Annotated in this window: 19 protein-coding genes, 1 pseudogene and 1 riboswitch; of the genes and pseudogenes, 9 read left to right on the forward strand and 11 right to left on the reverse strand. The window is 34.7% G+C overall.

What is annotated here, in order from left to right:
* The first annotated feature begins 165 nt into the window (after positions 1-165).
* On the forward strand, positions 166-624 hold the full coding sequence (locus AZF08_RS01515) for a YkyB family protein (RefSeq protein WP_033672277.1): 459 nt from the start codon (positions 166-168) through the stop codon (positions 622-624).
* Between the two features lie 28 nt (positions 625-652).
* On the opposite strand, the gene AZF08_RS01520 is transcribed toward AZF08_RS01515, so the two are convergent.
* From AZF08_RS01520 to AZF08_RS01530, 3 genes and pseudogenes are all read right to left on the reverse strand, one after another.
* Positions 653-1273: a YkyA family protein gene (locus AZF08_RS01520; RefSeq protein WP_051725623.1), complete on the reverse strand. Its 621-nt coding sequence runs from the start codon at positions 1271-1273 to the stop codon at positions 653-655.
* A gap of 55 nt (positions 1274-1328) precedes the next feature.
* Positions 1329-2147 carry a peptidoglycan-N-acetylglucosamine deacetylase gene (locus AZF08_RS01525; RefSeq protein WP_200875197.1) on the reverse strand — a complete coding sequence of 273 codons (819 nt, stop codon included), beginning with the start codon at positions 2145-2147 and terminating at the stop codon, positions 1329-1331.
* Positions 2148-2423: 276 nt separating this feature from the next.
* Positions 2424-3063, reverse strand: a pseudogene (locus AZF08_RS01530) (diguanylate cyclase domain-containing protein).
* 162 nt (positions 3064-3225) lie between these two features.
* On the opposite strand from AZF08_RS01530, the gene AZF08_RS01535 reads away from it, so the two are divergent.
* Entirely contained in the window at positions 3226-3459 is a 234-nt protein-coding gene (locus tag AZF08_RS01535) for a phage holin (protein WP_033672280.1), read from the forward strand.
* Positions 3460-3487: 28 nt separating this feature from the next.
* Here AZF08_RS01535 and AZF08_RS01540 read toward each other — a convergent pair whose 3' ends face one another.
* Positions 3488-4003, reverse strand: coding sequence for a hypothetical protein (locus tag AZF08_RS01540; protein WP_033672281.1), 516 nt, complete (start codon positions 4001-4003; stop codon positions 3488-3490).
* 698 nt (positions 4004-4701) lie between these two features.
* On the opposite strand from AZF08_RS01540, the gene AZF08_RS01545 reads away from it, so the two are divergent.
* The 3 genes from AZF08_RS01545 to metE all read left to right on the forward strand — a co-directional run bounded on the left by AZF08_RS01545 (position 4702) and on the right by metE (position 9955).
* Entirely contained in the window at positions 4702-6237 is a 1536-nt protein-coding gene (locus AZF08_RS01545; RefSeq protein WP_033672282.1) for an MDR family MFS transporter, read from the forward strand.
* Between the two features lie 82 nt (positions 6238-6319).
* A complete protein-coding gene (locus tag AZF08_RS01550) occupies positions 6320-6877 on the forward strand; it encodes a PadR family transcriptional regulator (protein WP_033672283.1) in 558 nt (185 codons plus the stop codon).
* A gap of 470 nt (positions 6878-7347) precedes the next feature.
* A riboswitch (cobalamin riboswitch) is annotated at positions 7348-7537 on the forward strand.
* A 129-nt stretch (positions 7538-7666) separates the two neighbouring features.
* Complete coding sequence (metE, locus tag AZF08_RS01555) at positions 7667-9955, forward strand: 5-methyltetrahydropteroyltriglutamate--homocysteine S-methyltransferase (RefSeq protein WP_033672284.1); 2289 nt, start codon at positions 7667-7669, stop codon at positions 9953-9955.
* 230 nt (positions 9956-10185) lie between these two features.
* Here metE and comJ read toward each other — a convergent pair whose 3' ends face one another.
* The gene (gene comJ / locus AZF08_RS01560) at positions 10186-10572 is read right to left on the reverse strand and encodes a competence protein ComJ (RefSeq protein ID WP_033672285.1); all 387 of its coding nucleotides are present in this window, start codon (positions 10570-10572) and stop codon (positions 10186-10188) included.
* Positions 10573-10628: 56 nt separating this feature from the next.
* Positions 10629-11063, reverse strand: a complete 435-nt coding sequence (nucA, locus tag AZF08_RS01565) for a DNA-entry nuclease (protein ID WP_033672286.1) — start codon at positions 11061-11063, stop codon at positions 10629-10631.
* 233 nt (positions 11064-11296) lie between these two features.
* Here nucA and AZF08_RS01570 point away from each other — a divergent pair, with 233 nt between their 5' ends.
* Positions 11297-12040 carry a DUF3967 domain-containing protein gene (locus tag AZF08_RS01570; protein ID WP_033672287.1) on the forward strand — a complete coding sequence of 248 codons (744 nt, stop codon included), beginning with the start codon at positions 11297-11299 and terminating at the stop codon, positions 12038-12040.
* 96 nt (positions 12041-12136) lie between these two features.
* Here the strand turns inward: AZF08_RS01570 and AZF08_RS01575 are convergent, their stop codons facing one another.
* Positions 12137-13411: a sensor histidine kinase gene (locus tag AZF08_RS01575; protein WP_033672288.1), complete on the reverse strand. Its 1275-nt coding sequence runs from the start codon at positions 13409-13411 to the stop codon at positions 12137-12139.
* A gap of 308 nt (positions 13412-13719) precedes the next feature.
* Between AZF08_RS01575 and AZF08_RS01580 the strand changes: the two genes are divergently transcribed.
* Together AZF08_RS01580 and AZF08_RS01585 are read left to right on the forward strand one after the other, a co-directional pair.
* On the forward strand, positions 13720-13920 hold the full coding sequence (locus tag AZF08_RS01580; protein WP_033672289.1) for a hypothetical protein: 201 nt from the start codon (positions 13720-13722) through the stop codon (positions 13918-13920).
* A 105-nt stretch (positions 13921-14025) separates the two neighbouring features.
* A complete protein-coding gene (locus AZF08_RS01585; RefSeq protein ID WP_033672290.1) occupies positions 14026-15183 on the forward strand; it encodes an aminotransferase A in 1158 nt (385 codons plus the stop codon).
* Between the two features lie 21 nt (positions 15184-15204).
* On the opposite strand, the gene AZF08_RS01590 is transcribed toward AZF08_RS01585, so the two are convergent.
* The 4 genes from AZF08_RS01590 to AZF08_RS01605 all read right to left on the reverse strand — a co-directional run bounded on the left by AZF08_RS01590 (position 15205) and on the right by AZF08_RS01605 (position 19988).
* Complete coding sequence (locus AZF08_RS01590; RefSeq protein ID WP_033672291.1) at positions 15205-16227, reverse strand: LacI family DNA-binding transcriptional regulator; 1023 nt, start codon at positions 16225-16227, stop codon at positions 15205-15207.
* Positions 16228-16506: 279 nt separating this feature from the next.
* Positions 16507-17349 carry a maltosaccharide ABC transporter permease MalD gene (malD, locus tag AZF08_RS01595; RefSeq protein WP_033672292.1) on the reverse strand — a complete coding sequence of 281 codons (843 nt, stop codon included), beginning with the start codon at positions 17347-17349 and terminating at the stop codon, positions 16507-16509.
* Positions 17350-18651, reverse strand: a complete 1302-nt coding sequence (locus tag AZF08_RS01600; protein ID WP_033672293.1) for a carbohydrate ABC transporter permease — start codon at positions 18649-18651, stop codon at positions 17350-17352.
* A gap of 77 nt (positions 18652-18728) precedes the next feature.
* On the reverse strand, positions 18729-19988 hold the full coding sequence (locus AZF08_RS01605; RefSeq protein WP_033672294.1) for a sugar ABC transporter substrate-binding protein: 1260 nt from the start codon (positions 19986-19988) through the stop codon (positions 18729-18731).
* Between the two features lie 315 nt (positions 19989-20303).
* Here AZF08_RS01605 and AZF08_RS01610 point away from each other — a divergent pair, with 315 nt between their 5' ends.
* Complete coding sequence (locus tag AZF08_RS01610) at positions 20304-22064, forward strand: alpha-glycosidase (protein WP_033672295.1); 1761 nt, start codon at positions 20304-20306, stop codon at positions 22062-22064.
* Positions 22065-22182 lie beyond the last annotated feature (118 nt).

The raw sequence follows: 22182 nt of genomic DNA on the forward strand, positions 1-22182 counted from the left end.
TCATTATTAAATTTCTAAAACCCATCCCTATCACTATTATACAAAATAGTTGTTTTTTGTAACAATATTGCTTTAATATTGAAAATATATACAATCACTTTTGGTATATAATAAAAACTACTTTTGTTTATGCTATAATGATGAAAACTAGAAAGGAGAACTACTATGAAACCTTCACAACCACAGTCTCAGTCCCAAAAACAGCATTCTACCAACCGATTGGCTCAATCTATTTTTGTTGTGAACCGACATGCCAAAGCTGCTACTAATCCTAAATATTTATACTGGTTAAAAAAGGTTGCTTTAGAACGTTTAGTTATCGAAAAGAAAGCAATAAAAGAAGGATTACATTTTTCTAGGAATCCGCGTTTTAGTCAGCAACAATCTGATGTTCTCGTACGGTTAGGTGACTATTTCTTTCATATCCCTCCTACAAAAGATGATTTTCGTATTCTCCCGCATCTTGGTAATCTTGAATCTTCCTATCGAAACCCCAAAACAACTCTTTCTTTAGCACTAGCAAAAAAAACGCTTCAAGATTATATCGGGCCTGAAGCATTAAAACAAGAAAAAAAATTAAGCGAACCAATCCCTTGGTATCGCCGTGCATATACAAAAAAATAAAGCAGTTTGGCCATATGGCCAAACTGCTTTATTTTTTCTCTTCCTTTATTTTAATGTTTGCTTGTTTATAAAAAGCTACTTTATCTGTATTATATGATTTTGTATATTCATTGAACTTATCTTTTTCAGAATCAATATCTTTATAAGATTCGTTTACTGCTTTTACCTTACCACTAATATCTTTTAATTTTGCACCTTTATCTTGCAACGTTGTATATAAGTCTTTCTCTAATTTCAGTGATTTATTATAATTATCATACATTTTTTTAAAAGACTCATGTCGTTTTTCATATGTAGTCTTTACTTTGTTTGCTTGTTCTTTTAGCTTACTATCTTCAATTTTACCTACATATTTATCAACTGATTTCACTTCTTCTTGCGCTTTATTCAATGCATCTTTTTCTTTATCAAGTATTTTTCCGCGATCCGCTGTATTTTTTATTGCTTGATCTAGCTTTTCTTTTACAGCTTGGTTATTATCTTTTCCTTCTTGCACAATCTGAATGTATAACGCTTGTCCCTCTTTTTCTAATGTTTCTAATTTTTTCGCATCTTCAAACATCGGCTTTTCTTGCTTCGCGGCATTTTCAAATCCGATATATAGTTCTTCTTCTGGTTTTGGACCGAAACAACCAGCTAATAAAGTCATGGATAACGCCGTTACAATTGCTATTTTATTATATTTCAACTTCTTTTCCTCCTACTTATATACGATCATCATGCCAAAAATTCAATGGAAAATGAGCAGTTTCCTCATACACTTCAAACTCATAACCTTTTTTACGAAGATCATCAATAATCGTTTGTAATGCTTGTACTGTTTGTTTCTTCTCATGCATTAAAATAACTTCACGGTCTTGTTTAACCCCTGAAATTACATTTTGTATTATACCATTTGGATTTCCAGGTAGTTTCCAATCTAAAGAATCAATTGTCCAATCCCACTCTTTCATGTTTACCGTAGTCATTTGATCCCGCAATGCTTGGTTCAACCCTGGCATACTTCCATATGGGCAACGAACAAGCTTTGGTTCAACCCCTGTAACATCTTTCATAATTTTCTGTGCTTGTCTCATCTCTTCCACAAATTGTCCTTGTTTATAAAGTTTCGCATAATCATGTGTCATACTGTGAACACCTGGATAATGTCCTTCCTTTACTAAACGTTTGACACTGTCTGTATGGGATGGAATGTTTCCACCAATCATGAAAAATGTTCCCTTTATTTCATTTTTCTTTAAAATATTTAAAATTTCTTTTTGAAATTCACTCGGTCCATCATCAAACGTTAAGTATGCTACTTTGCGCACTTGCCCATTAAATTTCACCGGTGCTTTTTTGCCCAATCCAACTTTAGGTTGTTCACTAGCAAGATGGACTGGATTTTCTTGCGTTGCTACAGCTCTTGCAGGTGATGTAAAGGATTGAAATATGAAAAACCCTACCGCGATAGCACTAATTGCAATAGCAATTATAACCAGCCTCTTGACCAAAGGTGATCTTCGGCTCCTCACGTCTATCATTCTACCATTCCCTTTCTCTCTTTCTATCAATCTTTCCTTGTTCATTTTACACAGTGTAAAGGCTTACTCGCAACAACTTACAAATATTCTTATAATTTTCTCAAAAGGAAAAGTGTAGAGATTGCTTTCCTCTACACTTTTTAAATGAAAAAACATTGTGCAAAATGTACTGACACATCCAACACAATTATATGATGATTAAATCTATTTTTAAAGACTTTTGTTACAAAACATCATTTTTTTGTAACAAAAGAGAAGAGTTTGTTACGAAAAGCACTATTTCGAGTCTCTCTCCTTATATAATTGATTTTGTGCTTTATTTAATAGTTCTTCTAACAACCTTCCTTCTAAGGGGTATGTCGCAGCACCAAATAAAAACGTAATACTCACTACATCATCCTCTAGTTCTGTTCTAACATTCTTTGATAAGCGCTCTGTTATCGTTGATTTTTCATATCCGTTATCTACAGCGAGAACCACATACTTATTTTCTTCCCACCGTGTAACAATATCACCTTTCCTAACTGTTTTCATCATTACATTTTCCACTTTTTGAATCAATTGATTTAATTTTTTCTCTTGCATGCTATCTATTAATTTACTCTATTCCTTAATAGAAACAACATATATGGTAATTTTACGGACATCTCTTTCAGACAAAGCGGCTACCTTTTCCCAAAAAAACAATCATGAATTCTCTACTTTTTATCCCTTGTAATTCGCTATTTTCATTCTGTTTTTGATCGTAACGATGTCCAAAATAATAACTCAGTATCATTTGTATAATATAAATAATAAGTACCGCTCCAAAAGACCTTGCATCTAATTTTGTGATTACATCCTGCATTGCCAACCACTCTGTAACCGCAACTGTGTTACCAAGCAACAAACCACTAATTTTCCCTTTATGTTTCATGCATTACCTCCTTCCATGCTATTATATGTTTCTATAACAATAATGTTTTTCTGCAAAATAAAAAATGTACGTCTCCTTTGTACATTTCTTCATAAAGCTTGTATTCATTTCCTTTTCTATTTCATATATATAATATATCCCCTCTATAGAAAGGAGAAGAATATGTTACAAAAAGAAAACATTTCAGACATCCTTCGTTTTTTAGCTGGATTTCTCTTATCATTAAAACTATTATTCGAGTCATTCGGTCTTACTTTTATTACAAATGATCAAATAGATGCCATTATAAATGTTGCTTCATTCTTATTTATTTTATACTTCGGATACAAAAATAACTACGTAGGAAAAAAAGGATTAGAACAAAAAGAGTTACTAAAGAAACACAATCTTCATTAAAAAGGAACCCCTTTTCTTGGGTTCCTTTTTAATGTTGTATCAATATTGCTTCTTTTGTTTGAAGTGGCCCATATACCAATCCCTTATACTGGAATGTATATGTAGCACGTAAAAGAATAGAGGCGGGAACCGGAACACGAGCTATTTTCACCTGAAAAATTAATTGAACTTTTTCATTTGGCAATAATTTATCAATTCGCCACCTGACCAATTGGAATAAGAATTCTCCTGTTCCTTTATTTGTTTGTAATGTATTAGGAATATACGCAAAATGATCAAGAATCATATGGCTCACAATTACACGAGAAATTTCTTCACTTCCCTTATTCTCAACCTCTAGTTGAATAAATAGAATATCATTCCTATCATAAACAAGTTCACATGAAAAATCTTTCTCTTGTACACTACGAATTTGTAATGTTCCCCCTACATTCGGAATAGATTGTTTCTTTGTACCTTCCTTAAATCCTCCTTCCATCCACACAACAGGTTGTAAAAACAACGGAAACATTTCTTGGTCCGAAATTCGTTTCCATATTTTCATAATAAAAATTCACCTCATTCCAGATGGTATCACCTATACAACTCATTCTGCCTTCCTGATCAATAAACTCCCCTTATCCGATTTATTCACCTGAAGCACCAGCTTACTTACTTTCAATAAAATATACGCTTTTAGCTTCTTTATCTTTCTCTTTAATTCTTATTCGACAATTCAATGAAAAAACCATTTTAAATAACAGGACAACACACCGTTCGCTACATATATTTCTTTTTACAAGTTTTTAACCCGCTATTTGCGGGCAGTATACTCCCATTTCAGAATTTAGCGAAGACAAAGAAGTTAGGTGGGAGATAAACTGTCCGTAACAGCTCAATTGGTAAGGACTAATAATCAGTGGGGATGAAGCCCCCACTGATTAAACACTTTATGTTTGTAACCTTTTCCTAATTCATTTTTTGTACACCAGTCTATTTTCTCTACTAACCCCTAAAAGATTCGTTATGTATTTTTTAAAACACCTGAAATAAAGAAAAGTTTACCTTTTAGTCAAATTTGACTATAATATAAGTTGTAATTTCTATTCTTTATGCTATTACAAACACCGTCTTTCTTTATAAATCAACACAAAGAAAGACACACTGTACATAAAGACATTCTTAATTATGAACTATATCCTTTAAAGTAATATGTCCGTTTTAAAAGATTAGTTTATTTTTATACTAAAAGGGGGGCTATGTTTGGAGACACAAACATCTCAAAACAAAGAACGTAAAACAAAGTTTGTTGTTGCTGGATTGTTACTTGGTATTTTAATGGCAGCAATGGATAATACAATCGTTGCAACAGCAATGGCAACAATTGTTGGAGACCTAGGGGGATTTGATAAATTCGTTTGGGTCACATCAGCTTATATGGTAGCAACAATGGCAGGAATGCCAATTTTCGGGAAACTCTCTGATATGTACGGACGTAAACGTTTTTACATTGGTGGTTTACTTCTCTTCTTACTTGGTTCAATCCTTTGTGGTACAGCAACAAGCATTGAACAGTTAAGTATTTACAGAGCGATACAAGGGATTGGTGGCGGCGCTCTTATGCCAATCGCATTCACAATTATGTACGATATATTCCCACCTGAAAAACGAGGGAAAATGACAGGTCTATTTGGCGCTGTTTTCGGAACATCAAGTGTATTTGGTCCTTTATTAGGCGCTTATATTACTGATTATATAAGCTGGCACTGGGTCTTTTATATCAATATTCCATTAGGACTTATTTCCTTCTTCTTTATTTCTAAGTATTACAAAGAATCTCTACAATATAGAAAACAAAAAATCGACTGGGCTGGTGCAATTACACTTGTAGTCAGCATTGTTTCCTTAATGTTTGCACTAGAGCTTGGTGGTAAAGAATATGCATGGAATTCCAATATGATCCTTGGCTTATTTGCTACATTTGCTATTATGCTTATTATTTTCTTCTTTGTGGAAAGACGAGCTACAGAGCCAATTATTTCTTTTCACTTATTTAAAAAACCTTTATTTGCAGCAAGTCAAGGTGTTGCCTTTTTCTACGGTGCAGCTTTTATTATTTGTACAGTTTATATTCCAATCTTCGTTCAAGGTGTTCTTGGTGGTTCCGCATCAAATGCTGGATTAATTTTAACACCGATGATGGTTGGTTCTGTAATTGGAAGCCAAACAGGTGGACAATTAGCTACGCGAACAAGTTATCGTAATATCATGATAATATCTGGCGTTTTCTTTGTACTCGGTATCTATTTACTGAGCACTTTAACAATGGACACACCACGTACACTTGTAACAGTCTTTATGGTTCTTGCTGGACTTGGAGTTGGCTTCTCCTTCTCTGTTTTAAGTATGTCATCTATTCACAATTTAGAAATGAGAGATCGAGGCTCTGCCACATCAACAAACTCATTCTTCCGTTCTCTTGGTATGACTCTTGGTGTGACAATCTTTGGCACCATTCAAAACCATATTTTCACTGACAAATTAAAAACTGTTTTCTCTCCAGAATTAGCAAAAATGGTACCAAAAGGTGGAGATACAAGCTTTTTATTATCACCACATGCTACTGAAAAAATCCCATCTCAAATATTAGGTGAAATTAAACAAGCCCTTTCTTTATCTATTGCTGACACATTTTTCTGGGCACTTATTCCCGCGATTTTAAGTATTATCTGCATTACATTAATGGGTAAAGAACGTCTCTTAATTGGAGCGAAGAAAAAACAAAAACAAGTAAGTTAATTCATAACGGTATATCTCTTTATCGAAAGAGATATACCGTTTATAATATGTATAAAGTTTAAATTACAGGAGTTGAGACAGCATGAGCATGAAATTAGTCATTCTCGGCTTACTACTCGAAGGAGATAAACATCCATATGAAGTGCAGCACATCATGAAAGAACGGCAAATGGATTGTTATATTAAATATGCAAAAGGATCCCTTTACTACGCCTTTGAACAATTAGAAAAACAAGGGGCCATTGCAGTTACGAATGTCGTACGAGATACGAATCGGCCAGATAAAACGATTTTCCATATAACTGAGACCGGAAAAAAACTTTTTGATGCTTTGTTATTAAAACAATTCGAGGCAAAAAACCAAATATATAAACCAATTTATTCCGCTCTCTCCTTCGCTCATTTCGGTGATGAACAAGCACTCGTCCCTATTTTGGAAAAAAAGAGAAATGACACGATTCAATATTTACATATGATGCAGTCCATTTACGAACAGAGTAAAACAAACGTTTCTCGTGCACAACTTTATATTTTAAAAAGCGTTATTGAGCATATTACAGTTGAATTACGTTGGCTAAATGAGCTACATAAAGATGCAAGTGCTGGTCTTCTTTCAGAAATCGGAGCAGATGTAAGATAAAGCAAAACTTTAATCAGTGAGGGGGTTTTTCATTCCCCACTGATTATTAGCTCTCACCAACCGAGCTTTTATGTGCAGTTGATCCACCTAATTTCTTTGTTTCTGTTGAATTTTGAGTTGTGATTCTTACTTGTCCACGAATAGCCGGATAAAGTGAAACTAGCCATCATTGGTCGCTTCATCCTCTACTGATGGTTAGCTCTCACCTTTCTTCTCTTTCAATTGAACCTCGCTATCATCCCCTCATGCATCTCCTTGCCCCCTTATCTCCCTATTATTTCATTAAACACGAATTTTCATATTTTACTTGTTAAACAAGCATAGCATTCCACATTTTTTTCACCTTAACAATTAAAACATTCGGAATAATAAGAATTAAAAACTTGCAAATATTCTTATTTCAAAACAGTAGACAAAATTTAAAAAATTATGTTAAAATTTGTTTCAATATCATATTTGCTTGTTAAATTCCTTTCAAAAGGAAAATAGGTATACGAAATTTTTTGTTTCGTGTTTAAAAGGGAAGTTTGGTGAAATTCCAACGCGGTCCCGCCACTGTAAGTGCAGAGACTTCTTTTTCTATACCACTGTGAAAACGGGAAGGTGAAAGAAATCATATGAAGCATGAGCCAGGAGACCTGCCTATTTTAACAACACTGATAGACTCACGGATGATGATGAGGTGTTATAAACGAGAAGATAGGACTAATTTTTACTCCTGTACACTTTTCGTTACAAGCATTTCCGAGTAAACGGAAATGCTTACTTTCAATTAGGGAGGAATTTAAAATGACAATTCAAACAAGTAACTTAGGCTATCCACGTATCGGATTACACCGAGAGTGGAAAAAAACGTTGGAGGCTTTTTGGTCTAATAAGATTAATGAAGAACAATTTTTAACAAAAATGAAAGAAATTCGTCTACAACACGTGAAATCACAAAAAGAAAAAGGAATTGACTTAATTCCAGTTGGCGACTTTACATATTATGATCATGTACTAGACACTGCTTATATGCTTGGTTTTATTCCATCTCGTTTTTCAGAATTCACATCTTATCTTGATGTATATTTTGCAATGGCACGTGGCTCCAAAGATCACGTCGCTTCTGAAATGACGAAATGGTTTAATACAAACTATCATTATATCGTTCCTGAATATGAGGAAGGATTAACAATTTCCTTAAAAGACAATCGTCCACTCCGCTTATATGAAGAAGCGAAAAAAGAATTAGGTGTTGATGGAAAACCAGTTATATTAGGACCTTACACGTTCTTAAAATTAGCAAAAGGATATAAGCAGGATCAATTTACTACTATTTTAAAACAACTCGTTACACCTTATGTGCAATTATTAACAGAATTATACGAGGCAGGTGCAAAAGTCGTACAAATTGACGAACCAATTTTTGCATCTTTAACAAAAGAAGAAATTGCAGAGGCGAAAGAACTTTACGAAGAGATTCACAAAGAAGTTCCAAATGCGAAACTAATTCTACAAACCTATTTCGATAGTGTAGAAGAAAATTATGAGGAAATCATTACATTCCCTGTATCCGGCATTGGATTGGACTTTGTTCACGGTAAAGAAGGCAATGTAAAATCTATTTTAGCTCATGGGTTCCCATCTGACAAAACTTTAGCTGTAGGTTGTATAGATGGCCGTAACATTTGGAGGGCTGATCTTGATGATGTACTTTCTTTATTTAACACTTTACAAGATCGTATTGCGCCGAAAAATTGGATTGTTCAACCTTCTTGTAGTTTATTGCACACTCCGATTGACAAAACGGAAGAAATACATTTATCAAAAGAATTATTTGATGCTCTTGCATTTGCAAACCAAAAATTAGAAGAGCTTACTATTTTAAAACAAGCGCTTGTGCAAGGCGTAGAAAGTATTAACACAGAACTTGCAGCCTATCGCAGTGCTCATGAAGCGATTCGCTCTTCAGCTGCACGTAATCGTGAAGATGTAAAAGCAGCAAGAGCAACTCTTAAAGAAGACGATTTCTTACGTCCTCTTCCATTTGAAAAGCGTTATGAACTGCAACAAGAAGCTTTACAATTACCATTACTTCCGACAACAACAATTGGTAGCTTCCCGCAAACTATTGAAGTTCGTCAAACACGTAAACAATGGCGCAGCGGCGATATTACAAACGAACAATACGAACAATTTATCGAAAAAGAAACTGAGAAATGGATTCGATATCAAGAAGAAATCGGTCTTGATGTGCTCGTTCACGGTGAATTTGAAAGAACTGATATGGTAGAATACTTTGGCGAAAGACTTGCTGGTTTCTCTTTCACTAAAAATGGTTGGGTACAATCATACGGTTCTCGTTGTGTAAAACCACCTGTTATTTACGGTGATGTTGCATTTATTAACGGTATGACAATTAAGGAAACTGCATATGCACAAAGCCTTACAGATAAAGTTGTAAAAGGAATGTTAACAGGCCCTGTAACAATTCTAAACTGGTCATTCGTTCGAAATGATATTTCACGAAAAGAAGTTTCTTATCAAATTGCATTAGCACTTCGTCATGAAATCAAATTACTTGAATCTTCTGGCATTCGTGTGATTCAAGTCGATGAACCAGCACTCCGTGAAGGAATGCCGCTAAAAGAAAAAGATTGGGATGCATATATTACATGGGCTGTCCAATCATTCCTTCTAGCAACGTCTTCTGTAGCGAATGAAACACAAATTCATACGCATATGTGTTACAGTAACTTCGAAGATATCGTGGATGCAATTCGTGCATTAGATGCCGATGTTATTTCCATTGAAACATCAAGAAGTCATGGCGAATTTATTCATACACTAGAACATACAACTTACGAAAAAGGAATTGGCTTGGGAGTCTACGATATTCATAGCCCTCGTGTTCCAAGTAAAGAAGAAATGTACACAATTGTAGAACAATCTTTAAAAGTGTGTGATCCAAAATACTTCTGGATTAACCCTGACTGCGGTTTAAAAACAAGAAGAACAGAAGAAGTCATCCCTGCTTTAGAGCACATGGTTCAAGCTGCCAAAGAAGCTCGTGCACTTCTAAAAACGAATGCGTAAATCGAAACTTTAATCAACGGGGTATAACTGCCCGTAAATAACGAGATAATAAAAAACAGGGTGTCCCACTAAAGGACACCTTGTTTTTTATTTTTCAACTAGCTTTTTTTTCATTTATGGCGATCCTATGAGATGAAATCACGCCGTTAATTTGGCGTATTTTTACAACTCATTTCATTTTTCATTGTAGCAAATTCAAAAGAAAAAGCCACACTATAGTGGCTTTTCATTCATTCTTTTTCAAAAAACAATTCATACCTGATCTTATATAATTCATCATCTGTAGGTTCTTCAATTGGTGTTGCTTGCATCACTAACATATATTCCCCTTGTGGAATACGAATATGTAGTTTATTAGAAAGAATGCTGCTGATAAAAACCCCCTCATTCCCTACAGTAAAAGGAACTGATATCGTTCTCATTACAGCTGCGTTCTCAACATGTTTTCCAACAGATGCTTCAATTTCACACGTATAATCTGAGATCGCTTCAAAAATAATTGTTCCTTCGGTCTCAGCGTACCCTCTCTCAAAATCCTGATCCGTCCAGTCTACATATGGTTGTTCTCTATCTTGATTCATCACGATTAATTGCGAATAGGATATTGTTAATTCCACGTATATCATTTCCTTTCATCATTGATTTCGAATAGATTTTCGCGCTTTTTTATCTACTACTTCACCACAAATTTCACACGAGTACCATCTGGATATTTGTCTAGCTTATTTCCAACCCATGAACCTGCCCCTCTATTATCGGCCGGACTAATATATTCAATATGGGCGCCTTTTCCACCTTCTTTGCACATTGCCATCGGCCACTCATCACGATCGTACCCTTTCTTTGATGGATATGGTGCTAAAGACAACTTTCTTCTATCGCCTGCACCACTTCGATCAATTGTACAAATTTTCGAATGACCTTCTTTTACTGCATCTGCAATATGCTTCCCCGTTTCTGGATAACGTTCTTTTGGAAATTCTAGCACTTGATCATATGTAACTTCTTTCTGATTCTTTGGTTCTGCTGGTATAAATGCTTCATAAACAGCAACTAAGATAGAAAGAATAGCAATAATTGAAATGATAATACCTTTTAATTGCTTCATGTATGTACCTCCTTATCTACTTTCTTTTCCTAGGCTATTATAACAAACTTTTTCTATATATGTTTTCAGACATTATCTTCGCCCTTCCCCTTTCTTACGCTAAAAACATTCATTTTTTTGCAACTTTTCACTTATTGTGTAGAAATTTTCTATACTTCCGACATTCTTTTTCAAAGGAAGTCCAAATAAAAGATGGAATTGGTATATACGATACTTTTTGGGGAGGAAATGTCATGGAGACAATCTATAAAACGAAGGATGTCACAAATAAAACAGGAATCCCGAAACATATAGTTCGAAAATATAGTCAGCTGTTAGAACAACATGGTTATATGATTACAAAAACGGCTGATGCTCGTATATATAAAATGGATGATATGAAACTATTAAAATCCATCCATGAACGAGCAGCCACTTTACAAGAAGATATTGCAGAAACAATTCCTATTATTTTAAAGGAAAAAGATAATCCACCTGCACCAATGATAAAGAAAAATCAAGAAGTACAGTCAAAAGATGAAAGTCGGAATTTTGAAGAATTTATGCTAAAACTTGAAATGCTTGCTCAATTAAACGAAGCAATCATTCATCAAAACTCAACTTTAATTACCCAAAATCGGTTAAAAGATGAAAAGCTAGATGAGTTAATACAACAAGTCTATGTTAAAGATGGTAAACAAGAAGAAATGCTCCAAGATCTTGTCGATCACGCAGCTCAAACAGACGCATTGCAAAAAGAGAAAATGGACTTATTAATGAATCATATGTATAAACGTGAAGCAAAACAAGAAGAAAAAATGAATAAGCTTGTCAATCAAGTTTATCACAAAGACAACAATCGAGATGCACAGCTCATGCAAGTTATACGTGAAATTCAAGATACAAAACGATTAATTGCCGCCTCAAAAGAACAAAACTTATTTCAATCATTTAAAAATTTATTTGCTCGAGGGAAACAAGAAAAAACAAATGAATAAAACTCAAATCAATTCGTTTTTCCTCACCCTGAGATACATTTTATACGATTCCTTCATACCAAATAAATAAAAAAAGTTACCTTCTAGCGGTAACTTTTATTCCTTATTCCCAACTGCTGGTAATGTAATAATCGCTTCTGTCCCTTTTTCACTCTCACTTTTATATTCCAGCGTGCCATTATGTGCTTGTAAAATACTAAATGTTACCATAAGCCCTAAACCTGTTCCTTTTTCTTTTAATGAATAATACGGCTGCCCAAGCCTTGCTAACTGTTCTTTCGTCATTCCAACGCCGCTATCTTTTACCCGTATCACAATAACTTCATCTTTTTGAATGGCGGTTACTTTTAAATACCCTTTATTCCCTTGAATTGCTTCAATCCCGTTTTTAACAATGTTCATAATTGCTTGTTTCAATTTTGTTTTATCACCAATTGTATACAGATTCTCAGAAATTTCCACCTGCAAATATACACCTTGCATCGCTGCAAATGATGACATTAAAGTAGTCATTTCAATGAGCTGTGCCGATAAACAAATATGCTCCTTTTTCTCAATTTGTGGCTTCGCTAAATTTAAATAATCTGAAATGATTTGTTCAGCCCGGTCCAACTCAGCTAATACAAGACGCATATAATCTTTATTTTTCATATCTTCTGCGCTCTCTAACAACTGAATAAAACCACGAACAACTGTAAGCGGATTTCGCACTTCATGCGCTACACTTGCTGCTAATTCACTGATAATATTGAGCTTTTCAGATTTTTGCATTTCCGTACGCAATAATGCATTTTCATTTAAATACTCTGTTAAATACACTTGAAATACCATTGTCATAACCATAATAAGCGAAGCAAATATATAACCACTATATAAATGCGACATAGGCGGTGTAAACCCCGATTCTAGTAGTACGTCAAACATTCCAAATACTAGACAAACGAGCACATATAAAGATGCGATCATAAAAGACAAAATAAGTTTTTTATCCCTTGGAAAGACAGACCATTTTTTCGATAATAATAATGGAATAATAGCTAAGCATAAAACTTCTATTATCCGAATCCAATTAAGGCCATTTAAAAACCAATCGTACACAATAAAAATAAAAGCCGGAATGATACCTGCAATACCTCCGTACAAAAAACCACTAATGATTGGGATTTGATGAAAATTATAACCACAAACAGAGACAAAACAAATTGGATACGTCATAGAGAAAACAAGCGTAATACTAAATAAAAACATTATAAAGTAGCGATTGGGCTTTGGAAGCATGTCTTGATAGCGATTTAGACGAATCGCTTCATATAAAAACAGTGGCAAAATAATGATAGCAACTTGAATCATTAAGTCACGGATTAGCTCCATACCCTTTCACTCCTACATGTATTTTGATATGATTATATCATTTTACAGCCACTTTTGTTTTAAAATTTAGGTTTTTCTTAACATTTTTGTAAATTATTTGTGAATAATCGTTAAGAAATGTTACAACTTTCCGAAATGATTGTAAACCCTGTACCAAATTACCACGATGCAGGATACAATGAATACGGGTTAAAAAATAAAATAAAAATAATCCAAGAAACGGACAACTATAACAACATACGGCATATAATCCATACTATCTATGTTTACAAATAAGTGATCATCATTTTAGTAGGAGGAAGATAAATATGGCAGGAACTACGCTTGTTTTAAAAGAGGAAAATTTGGTCGTTCTCGAAAATGTGGAGAAATCAGTATACGAAGAATTACAAGATAAAACTGGAGAAGAAAATTGCACATGCGCTGTCAATGAATCGGTTGTGTATCTTGGAAAAGTATCTTCAGTTCTTTGGAATGAAGATGAGATAGATTGGGAATATGGTTATTAAAAAAGTCGCGCCAAGCGACTTTTTTTTATGAGCTACCTTCACAGCAAAAGGAATGAAAATATGGTAAAATAAAATAAATTTTACAATGGAAGAAAGGGAGACAAAATGGAACAATTTATTAATCCTAGAGTGAAGGATATTCAAATTTCTGGTATCCGTCAGTTCTCTAATATGATTCAAAACTATGACAATCTCATTTCTTTAACAATTGGACAACCTGATTTCCCAACACCTTCTTTAGTAAAAGAAGCTGCAAAGCGTGCGATTACAGAAAACTATACGAGCTATACACATAATGCTGGTTTATTAGAATTACGAAAGGCAGCTTGTCATTTCCTAAAAGAAAATTATGATCTACACTATTCACCAGAAAACGAGACAATCGTTACAATCGGCGCTAGCGAAGCAATCGATGTTACGTTTCGTACCATTTTAGAACCTGGAACAGAAGTCATTTTACCTGCCCCTATTTATCCAGGTTACGAGCCTATTATTAGATTATGTGGTGCAATACCTGTTTTTGTAGATGTCCGCGAAACTGGATTTCGCTTAACAGCCGAAGCCATTCAAAATGCAATTACAGATCAAACAAGATGCATCGTATTGCCTTATCCTTCTAATCCGACTGGTATGACACTATCGAAAGCAGAACTAGCAGATATTGTATCTGTTTTAAAGGATAAAAACATTTTCGTTCTTTCTGATGAAATTTATAGCGAGCTTGTATATGAGGAGAATCATACCTCTATTGCACATTTCCCAGAAATGCGTGATAAAACAATTGTTATTAATGGATTATCAAAATCACATTCAATGACAGGCTGGCGCGTTGGCCTTTTATTTGCTCCAAGCTACTTAGCACAGCATATTTTAAAAGTTCATCAATATAACGTTACATGTGCCACTTCAATTGCACAATACGCTGCAATTGAAGCATTAACAGCCGCAAAGGATGCACCGAAAATGATGCGTCATCAATATAAAAAACGCCGTGATTACGTATACAATAGACTGATTCAAATGGGCTTAACTGTTGAGAAACCAACTGGTGCTTTTTATTTATTCCCATACATTGGAAACCTCACATCTTCATCATTTGATTTTGCCATTGAACTTGTCAAAGAAGCTGGACTCGCTGTTGTTCCAGGAACGGCATTCTCTGAATATGGCGAAGGCTATATCCGTCTTTCATACGCTTATAGTATGGAAACATTAAAAGAAGGCTGCGATCGTTTAGAAGGATTTTTAAAACAAAAAAGCTAAGAGATGAATCTCTTAGCTTTTTTACGCATGATAATCACAAGTTTGACGCTTCAATAATTTATGTGGAATAATGATACATTTCGAAATGGATTCAGAATGCTCAACCTTATCCACCAAAGCTTTTGCAGCTTCATATCCCAATTGATAAATATTCACATCAACTGTTGTAAGTGGAGGGCTCGCGATCTCAGATAATAATGCATTATTAAAACTTACAATTGAAACATCTTTCGGTATAACAAATCCTTTTTTGGCAAGTGCACTTAATACCCCAAGACCAATGAGATCATCTGTCGCCATAATTGCCGTCGGTGGTTTTTCGAGTCCCATTAATTCTTCTACGGCCTGCTGACCACTTTCTCTTGAAAAATCAAAATGTAAAATATACTCATCTGGTAATACAATATCAGCTAATTTTAAAGCATCGCTCATTCCGGCTAAACGATCTTTTGTAACGAGTAGATCAGATCCACCACCAATAAATGCAATTTGCTTATGTCCAAGAGAAATGAAGTATTCGGCTACTTCTCTTGCAGCTGTATAGTTATCATTATCCACATATGTAATTTCATCTTTTCTTTCATATGGTTTTCCAATTAACACAAATGGGAAATTTTGCTCATTTAAATATTGAATAATACGATCGTTTTCACGCGAATAAAGAAGAATAATTCCTCCTATTTGACGACCTTGTACCATTTTCACAACACCATTAAATATCTCTTCTTCTGTTTCACCAGTTGACATATACAATGCATAGCCTTCAACATGAGCAAACGAACTAATTCCTCGAATTACTTCTGGGAAAAATGGATTTTGAAATGCTTTATTTGCAGAACTCGGCATAACAAGACCGATCGTTTTGGTCGTTTGATTCGCAAGGCTTCTCGCATTTAAATTCGGATGATACCCTAGCTCGCTCATTACTTTACGGACACGACGCTTTGTTTTTTCACTTATACTTGGATTATCAGCAATTACACGCGACACAGTGGATGGTGCAACATTTGCCTTTTTTGCTACATCTTTAATTGTAACTGTCATAAATCCCCCTCCTCTCTTCTAATTCTTCAGCCAAATCATATCTATTTTATCCTGCGATTCTGCAGGTAGTAGGAGAAAACAAAAGTCTCCATTACCTTATTTCGTTCCTAATAAATTATATTAATGTAAACGAATATTCTCCCTCTCCATGTATTGTAAGGGATATAGACCTATTTTCCTATACTATAATATACTATTTTTTTCACATCTTTTCCCTTAGGATGTCATATGAATCAAAATTCTCCCTAAAAAAGAGAAATGGGACATAATGTCCCATTTTCACCCTTTCGTACCTCCAGCTGTTAAACCAGAAATAAAATATTTTTGCAGTGATAAGAACAAAATTGAAATCGGTATGGCAATTAATACGGATCCCGCTGCAAAAGTTGTAAATTCGTTACCAAATTTTTTCGCTACCATTTCATATAATCCAACCGCTAACGTGTAGTTTTCCGGCGTGCGTAAAATGATACTTGCCAAAATAAAATCTGTAAACGGACCAATGAAGGTAAATAAAGCTACGACTGCTACGATTGGTTTCGCAAGCGGCATAATAATTTGCCAGAAAATACGGAAGTGTCCTGCTCCGTCCATACGAGCTGATTCATCTAATTCTTTTGGAATCGTATCAAAGTATCCTTTCATAAGCCACGTATTCATCGGAATGGCTCCACCGACATAAATTAAAATTAACGCTAGATGTGTATCAATTAACCCTGTTAGCTGCGCTAATACATAAAGTGCAATTAATGCTGAAAAGTTCGGAATCATTTGCAGAATTAAAAATGTTAATAATCCATTCTTTCTTCCTACAAAACGATATCTTGAAAACGCATAAGCAGTAAAACTAATAGATAGTACAGAGAAAATCATCGTCAACACACTGACTTTCAGTGTATTTTTGTACCAAAGTAAATAATTACTTTTATCAAGGTCTAGTAGATCTCGATAATGATCTAACGTTGCATTTTTAGGAATAATACTTGATCCTGATAAGCTATCTCCTGGATTAAACGATGAGCCAACAATCCATAATAATGGATAGAAAATAATGACACACATTATGAAAATTACGAAATAACTTAATGAAAGACGTAACATCTTCTGTCGTTTTATATTCATTTACATCATATCCTCTTCTTGGAATGATTTTGTTCTTTTAAATTGCCATAAAGCAACTGAAATAACGATTAACGATAAAATCATCGTAAGTGCTGCTGCTTTTCCGTATTGTGCTGATGTCATCGTTAATTTATAAATCCAGGAAATTAAAATATCCGTTCCACCTGCATTTTGTCCTGACACAGCAGGTCCTCCGCTATTAAACAGATAAATAATACTGAAGTTATTAAAATTAAACGTATATTGTGTAATTAAGATTGGCGCTGTTGCATATAGAACGAGCGGCAATGTAATTTTACGAAATTGTTGCCAAGCGGTGGCTCCATCTACTGTAGCTGCTTCATACAATTCCCCTGGAATCGATTGTAATATACCTGTTGTCATCGCAAAAATAAACGGGAAACCAAGCCATGTTTGAATGAAAATCAAAGCGATTTTTGCCCAAAACGGATCTGTCATCCAAGCAATTTTTTCGATTCCAAATAGAGCTAACACTTGATTGTTAATTGCTCCAAACGACTCATTAAACATACCAGCAAAAACAAGAATGGATACGAATGCTGGAACCGCCCACGGTAAAATAAAGATTGTACGAATCACTGCTTTCCCTTTAATACCTGGCTGATTCACTAATATCGCTAAGAAAATACCAAGCGCTACTTGTAATGTCGTTGCAACAAACGTCCAAATCACTGTCCATGCGAATACACTTAAAAATGTATCTCTCCACATTGGTAATGTAAAAATATCAATAAAGTTTTTAAAACTAACCCACTCTACTAATTTCGCAGGCGGTGAATGATATAAATCATAGTTTGTAAATCCAATTAAGAATACGAAAATAATTGGAAACACGACTACAAAGACCAGTAACAGAAAGCCTGGGGAAACCATCAAATATGGAAAACCTTGATCTAATAAATTACGGTATTGTTCTTTCACAGAATTTAATGGTATTCCTATATCACGCTTTTTCCCATTTTGATAGGCATCATATAAGTTAAAAGAGTATATGCCTAGCCCAAATGCAATAACAATGAGCGCTAAAATCCCTTCCACTAATAGAAAAATAGAATGGTCCCGAGAAACTTCTGTACCGAGCGTTACAATTCCCCACAATCCCATATTTAACAAATCAGCAAATGCTACAACAAATGAACCTGTTAATACAAGAAAGATAAAAGCTTTTACATATTGTTTGTTGTATATTTGGCCAACCCCTGGAATGATCGACAACATCGCGGCTGTTTTGCGGTGTTTTAAACCATTCACTTCTTGCGTTGGTTCAATGGATGTTTGCATATTTTTTCCCCCTTTTTTCTTCCCCTTGGAAGGAGGAGAATCCGTATCTCTCCTTTATAAGAGATACGAATTCCGTCTTATTTTTTCTTACTATGGTTTGCTTCAATGTTGCCTTTAATTTGTTTCACAGCTTCATCAAGTGCTGCTTTTGGTTCTTGTTTTCCAGCTGCAAGTAACTCTAATGCAAATCTTGAAGGTTCCCATACTTCTTGCATTTCTGGAATATTCGGCATCGGAATACCTGTCTCAGCCTGTGTAGTTATTGCCTTTGCAGCTTCACTGTCTTTAATGATCGGATCTTCCATTACTGATTTTACAGGAGGAATTTCTTTTGATTTTTCATAACGAATTTTGGCATTTTCTTCATTTGTTACCCAATCAACAAATTTCGTTGCTAAATCTTTATTTTTTGAGAAACTCGTTACATGCCAACCTTTTACACCAACAAAAGTTTTCATCGGCTGTCCATTTGGTAATTTCGGCATCGGGGCTACACCATAATCAATTCCGTTTTTTTCCATAGCTTGAAATGCCCAAGGACCGTTCATAATGGATGCAGCTTTTCCTTCATTAAACAATCCATCAGCAGCTGCCCCACCAGATTCACCAATAATACCTTTTGGGAATAAATTCTCCTTATACCATTTTTGAATATATTCCATCCCTTGTACTGCGCCACTACTATTTAATCCAATATCAGCTGTATTCGGCTTACCATCTTTCTCACCAAATACATATCCTCCCATACCAGCCATAAATGCATTCGCAAAATACAAATTATCTCCTAATGCTAAAAAGCCATACTTACCATTCTTTGTGAAATCTTTCGAGAAATTATATAACTCATCCATTGTTTCTGGTGCCTTTGGCATAAGCTTTTTATTATAAATAAATACAGGTGTCTCAATTGCCTTTGGTAAACCATATAATTTACCTTTATATGTTTGAGCTTCTATAGATAAATCAGTAAACTTACTCTTTACAGCATCATCAACTTTTACTTCATCAATTAAACCTTCAGTAACCACATTTCCAATATGATCATGCGGTAATGTTACAACGTCAGGCCCGGTACCTGCTGGACCATCCAAACGTAGTTTTTTTGTTTGATCTGTCATTTGAATTTCAGCCACTTTTACTTTCACGTTATATTTCTTTTCAAAGCTCTTTACTGCTGGTTCTAATGCAACACCTTTTTTGAGGTCTTCCCAAACAAGAAGATCATAATCCTTCTTCTCTTTACTTGCTTCCTTTTTCCCGGAATCTTTCGGACCACATGCCGATAACATACCAATTGCTAAAGCCGAAACTGTTAATAATGATAATGCTTTCTTCACCCTCAAAACCTCCCTAAGTTATATATGTACTGACTTAAAAATGAAAACGTTTACACTGATTGATTTAATAGAAGCGCAAACGATCTTCCAATCTATGAAAACGTTTGCGCTATTTGTCTATCATTATACATTCTTTTATTCGTTTTGCAACTATTATCTTTCTTTATTTTTCAAAAAAATTATGATGATATACTTTATATCCATTGACTTTATACGAAATGAATACTACCCTTATAAGCAACATTAAAGTTATGTAAAAGGCAATCGTTTGCAATATATTCTTATTTATAGATAAATCGAAGGGAGATGTTTTATATGTTTAAAGAAGCAATATACCATAGGCCGAAAGATAATTACGCATACGCTTACAATGAAAGAGCACTTCATATTCGGCTACGTACGAAAAAAAATGATGTAGATGGAATCTTATTGGTTTATGGCGATCCTTATGAATGGCAAGATGGGAAATGGATTACAGCAAACATACCAATGGAAAAAAGCAGTTCAACAGATTTATTTGATTATTGGTTCGTTTCAATCGAACCAAAATTTAAGCGCTTACGATATGGGTTTGAATTAAAAAATAATACAGAAACAATTATTTATACAGAACGTGGCTTTTTCTCTGAAATACCAAATGATGATGTTGGCAACTTTTTTTGTTTCCCGTTTATTCATGAAAAAGATGTTTTTACAGCTCCTTCATGGATAAAAGATACAGTATGGTATCAAATCTTCCCGGAGCGCTTTGCTAATGAAGATCCTTCATGTAATCCAGTAGACACACTCCCTTGGGGAAGTACTGATCCAACGGCTACTAATTTTTTTGGCGGAGATTTCGCTGGGATCATTCAGCACCTTGATTATCTTGCAAAACTCGGCATTTCTGGTATTTACTTCACTCCCATTTTCACAGCACACTCCAATCATAAATATGACACAATTGACTACATGGAAATTGATCCGCAATTTGGGACGAAGGAAACGTTCAGAAAACTTGTTAACGCGTGCCATGAGCGTGGTATAAAAATCATGTTAGATGCTGTTTTTAATCATAGTGGATACTTTTTCGATAAGTTTCAAGATGTGTTAGAGAAAGGCGATCAATCCATTTATACCGATTGGTTTCATATGCACGAGTTTCCAATTGTAACAGAGCCACTTCCTAATTATGATACCTTTGCCTTTACACCCTATATGCCAAAATTAAATACAGCTCATCCAGATGTAAAAGAATACTTACTCGAAGTAGGGCGTTATTGGGTACGGGAATTTCATATTGACGGCTGGCGCCTTGATGTAGCAAATGAAGTCGATCATAGCTTTTGGAGAGAGTTCCGTAGTGAAATAAAAGCAATCAACCCTGAAGTCTATATTTTAGGAGAAATTTGGCATGACGCACTCCCGTGGCTACAAGGCGATCAATTTGATGCTGTCATGAGTTATCCTGTTACAAATGCTCTCCTTTCTTATTTTGCAAATGAAACGATTCGGGCAAGTGAATTTATGGAGCAAATCACAGCATCCCTTCACTCCTATTCCATGAACGTAAACGAAGCTGCTTTTCATCTATTAGACAGTCATGATACACCGAGAGTTTTAACAATCTGTAACGGAAATAAAGATAAAGTGAAACTACTTTATGTATTCCATCTTTCATTCATCGGTTCACCATGCATTTATTATGGTGATGAAATCGGCATGGATGGTGGAATGGACCCAGATTGCCGAAAATGCATGGTTTGGGATGAAGATAAACAAGATAAAACATTACTTACGCATATCCAAACACTAATTTCATTACGTAAACAATATAAAGCATTTGGTGGACATGGGAAATTCCAATGTATTGAAGCAAACGATGAACAGGGTTATATTTCTTATACGAAAACACACGGGAATGAAACAATCTTCTTTGTTTTAAACCCGACAAATCATCAAATCACAGCTCCTATACCATTTGAAATCTCTAGTAAAAAAATCGTAAACCTATATACAAAAGAAGAATTTTCAGCGGAAGCGAATTCATTACAAGTTACACTTCCACCGTACGAATTTTCAATTTTGAAATGGTAAAACGAAAAAGCCTTGCGTAAAAACAAGGCTTTTCGATTTTACTCCAAATGAAGTAACAAACGTTCTAACGATTCTATCATATTCGGTAACCATTCTTTTGAAACAGAGATATGTTGCA

This window comes from Bacillus gaemokensis (assembly GCF_001590835.1).
In the GTDB taxonomy this organism is placed as follows: Bacteria; Bacillota; Bacilli; order Bacillales; family Bacillaceae_G; genus Bacillus_A; species Bacillus_A gaemokensis.

Bases quoted from the DNA above. Each gene is read 5' to 3' on its own strand.
- AZF08_RS01540 (WP_033672281.1), bottom strand. From the start codon at position 4,003: ATGAAAATATGGAAACGAATTTCGGACCAAGAAATGTTTCCGTTGTTT.
- nucA (WP_033672286.1), bottom strand. From the start codon at position 11,063: ATGAAGCAATTAAAAGGTATTATCATTTCAATTATTGCTATTCTTTCT.
- AZF08_RS01550 (WP_033672283.1), top strand. From the start codon at position 6,320: ATGAGCATGAAATTAGTCATTCTCGGCTTACTACTCGAAGGAGATAAA.
- AZF08_RS01525 (WP_200875197.1), bottom strand. From the start codon at position 2,147: ATGATAGACGTGAGGAGCCGAAGATCACCTTTGGTCAAGAGGCTGGTT.
- AZF08_RS01610 (WP_033672295.1), top strand. From the start codon at position 20,304: ATGTTTAAAGAAGCAATATACCATAGGCCGAAAGATAATTACGCATAC.
- AZF08_RS01535 (WP_033672280.1), top strand. From the start codon at position 3,226: ATGTTACAAAAAGAAAACATTTCAGACATCCTTCGTTTTTTAGCTGGA.
- AZF08_RS01575 (WP_033672288.1), bottom strand. From the start codon at position 13,411: ATGGAGCTAATCCGTGACTTAATGATTCAAGTTGCTATCATTATTTTG.
- metE (WP_033672284.1), top strand. From the start codon at position 7,667: ATGACAATTCAAACAAGTAACTTAGGCTATCCACGTATCGGATTACAC.
- AZF08_RS01590 (WP_033672291.1), bottom strand. From the start codon at position 16,227: ATGACAGTTACAATTAAAGATGTAGCAAAAAAGGCAAATGTTGCACCA.
- AZF08_RS01570 (WP_033672287.1), top strand. From the start codon at position 11,297: ATGGAGACAATCTATAAAACGAAGGATGTCACAAATAAAACAGGAATC.
- AZF08_RS01520 (WP_051725623.1), bottom strand. From the start codon at position 1,273: ATGACTTTATTAGCTGGTTGTTTCGGTCCAAAACCAGAAGAAGAACTA.
- AZF08_RS01585 (WP_033672290.1), top strand. From the start codon at position 14,026: ATGGAACAATTTATTAATCCTAGAGTGAAGGATATTCAAATTTCTGGT.
- AZF08_RS01580 (WP_033672289.1), top strand. From the start codon at position 13,720: ATGGCAGGAACTACGCTTGTTTTAAAAGAGGAAAATTTGGTCGTTCTC.
- malD (WP_033672292.1), bottom strand. From the start codon at position 17,349: ATGAATATAAAACGACAGAAGATGTTACGTCTTTCATTAAGTTATTTC.
- AZF08_RS01600 (WP_033672293.1), bottom strand. From the start codon at position 18,651: ATGCAAACATCCATTGAACCAACGCAAGAAGTGAATGGTTTAAAACAC.
- AZF08_RS01515 (WP_033672277.1), top strand. From the start codon at position 166: ATGAAACCTTCACAACCACAGTCTCAGTCCCAAAAACAGCATTCTACC.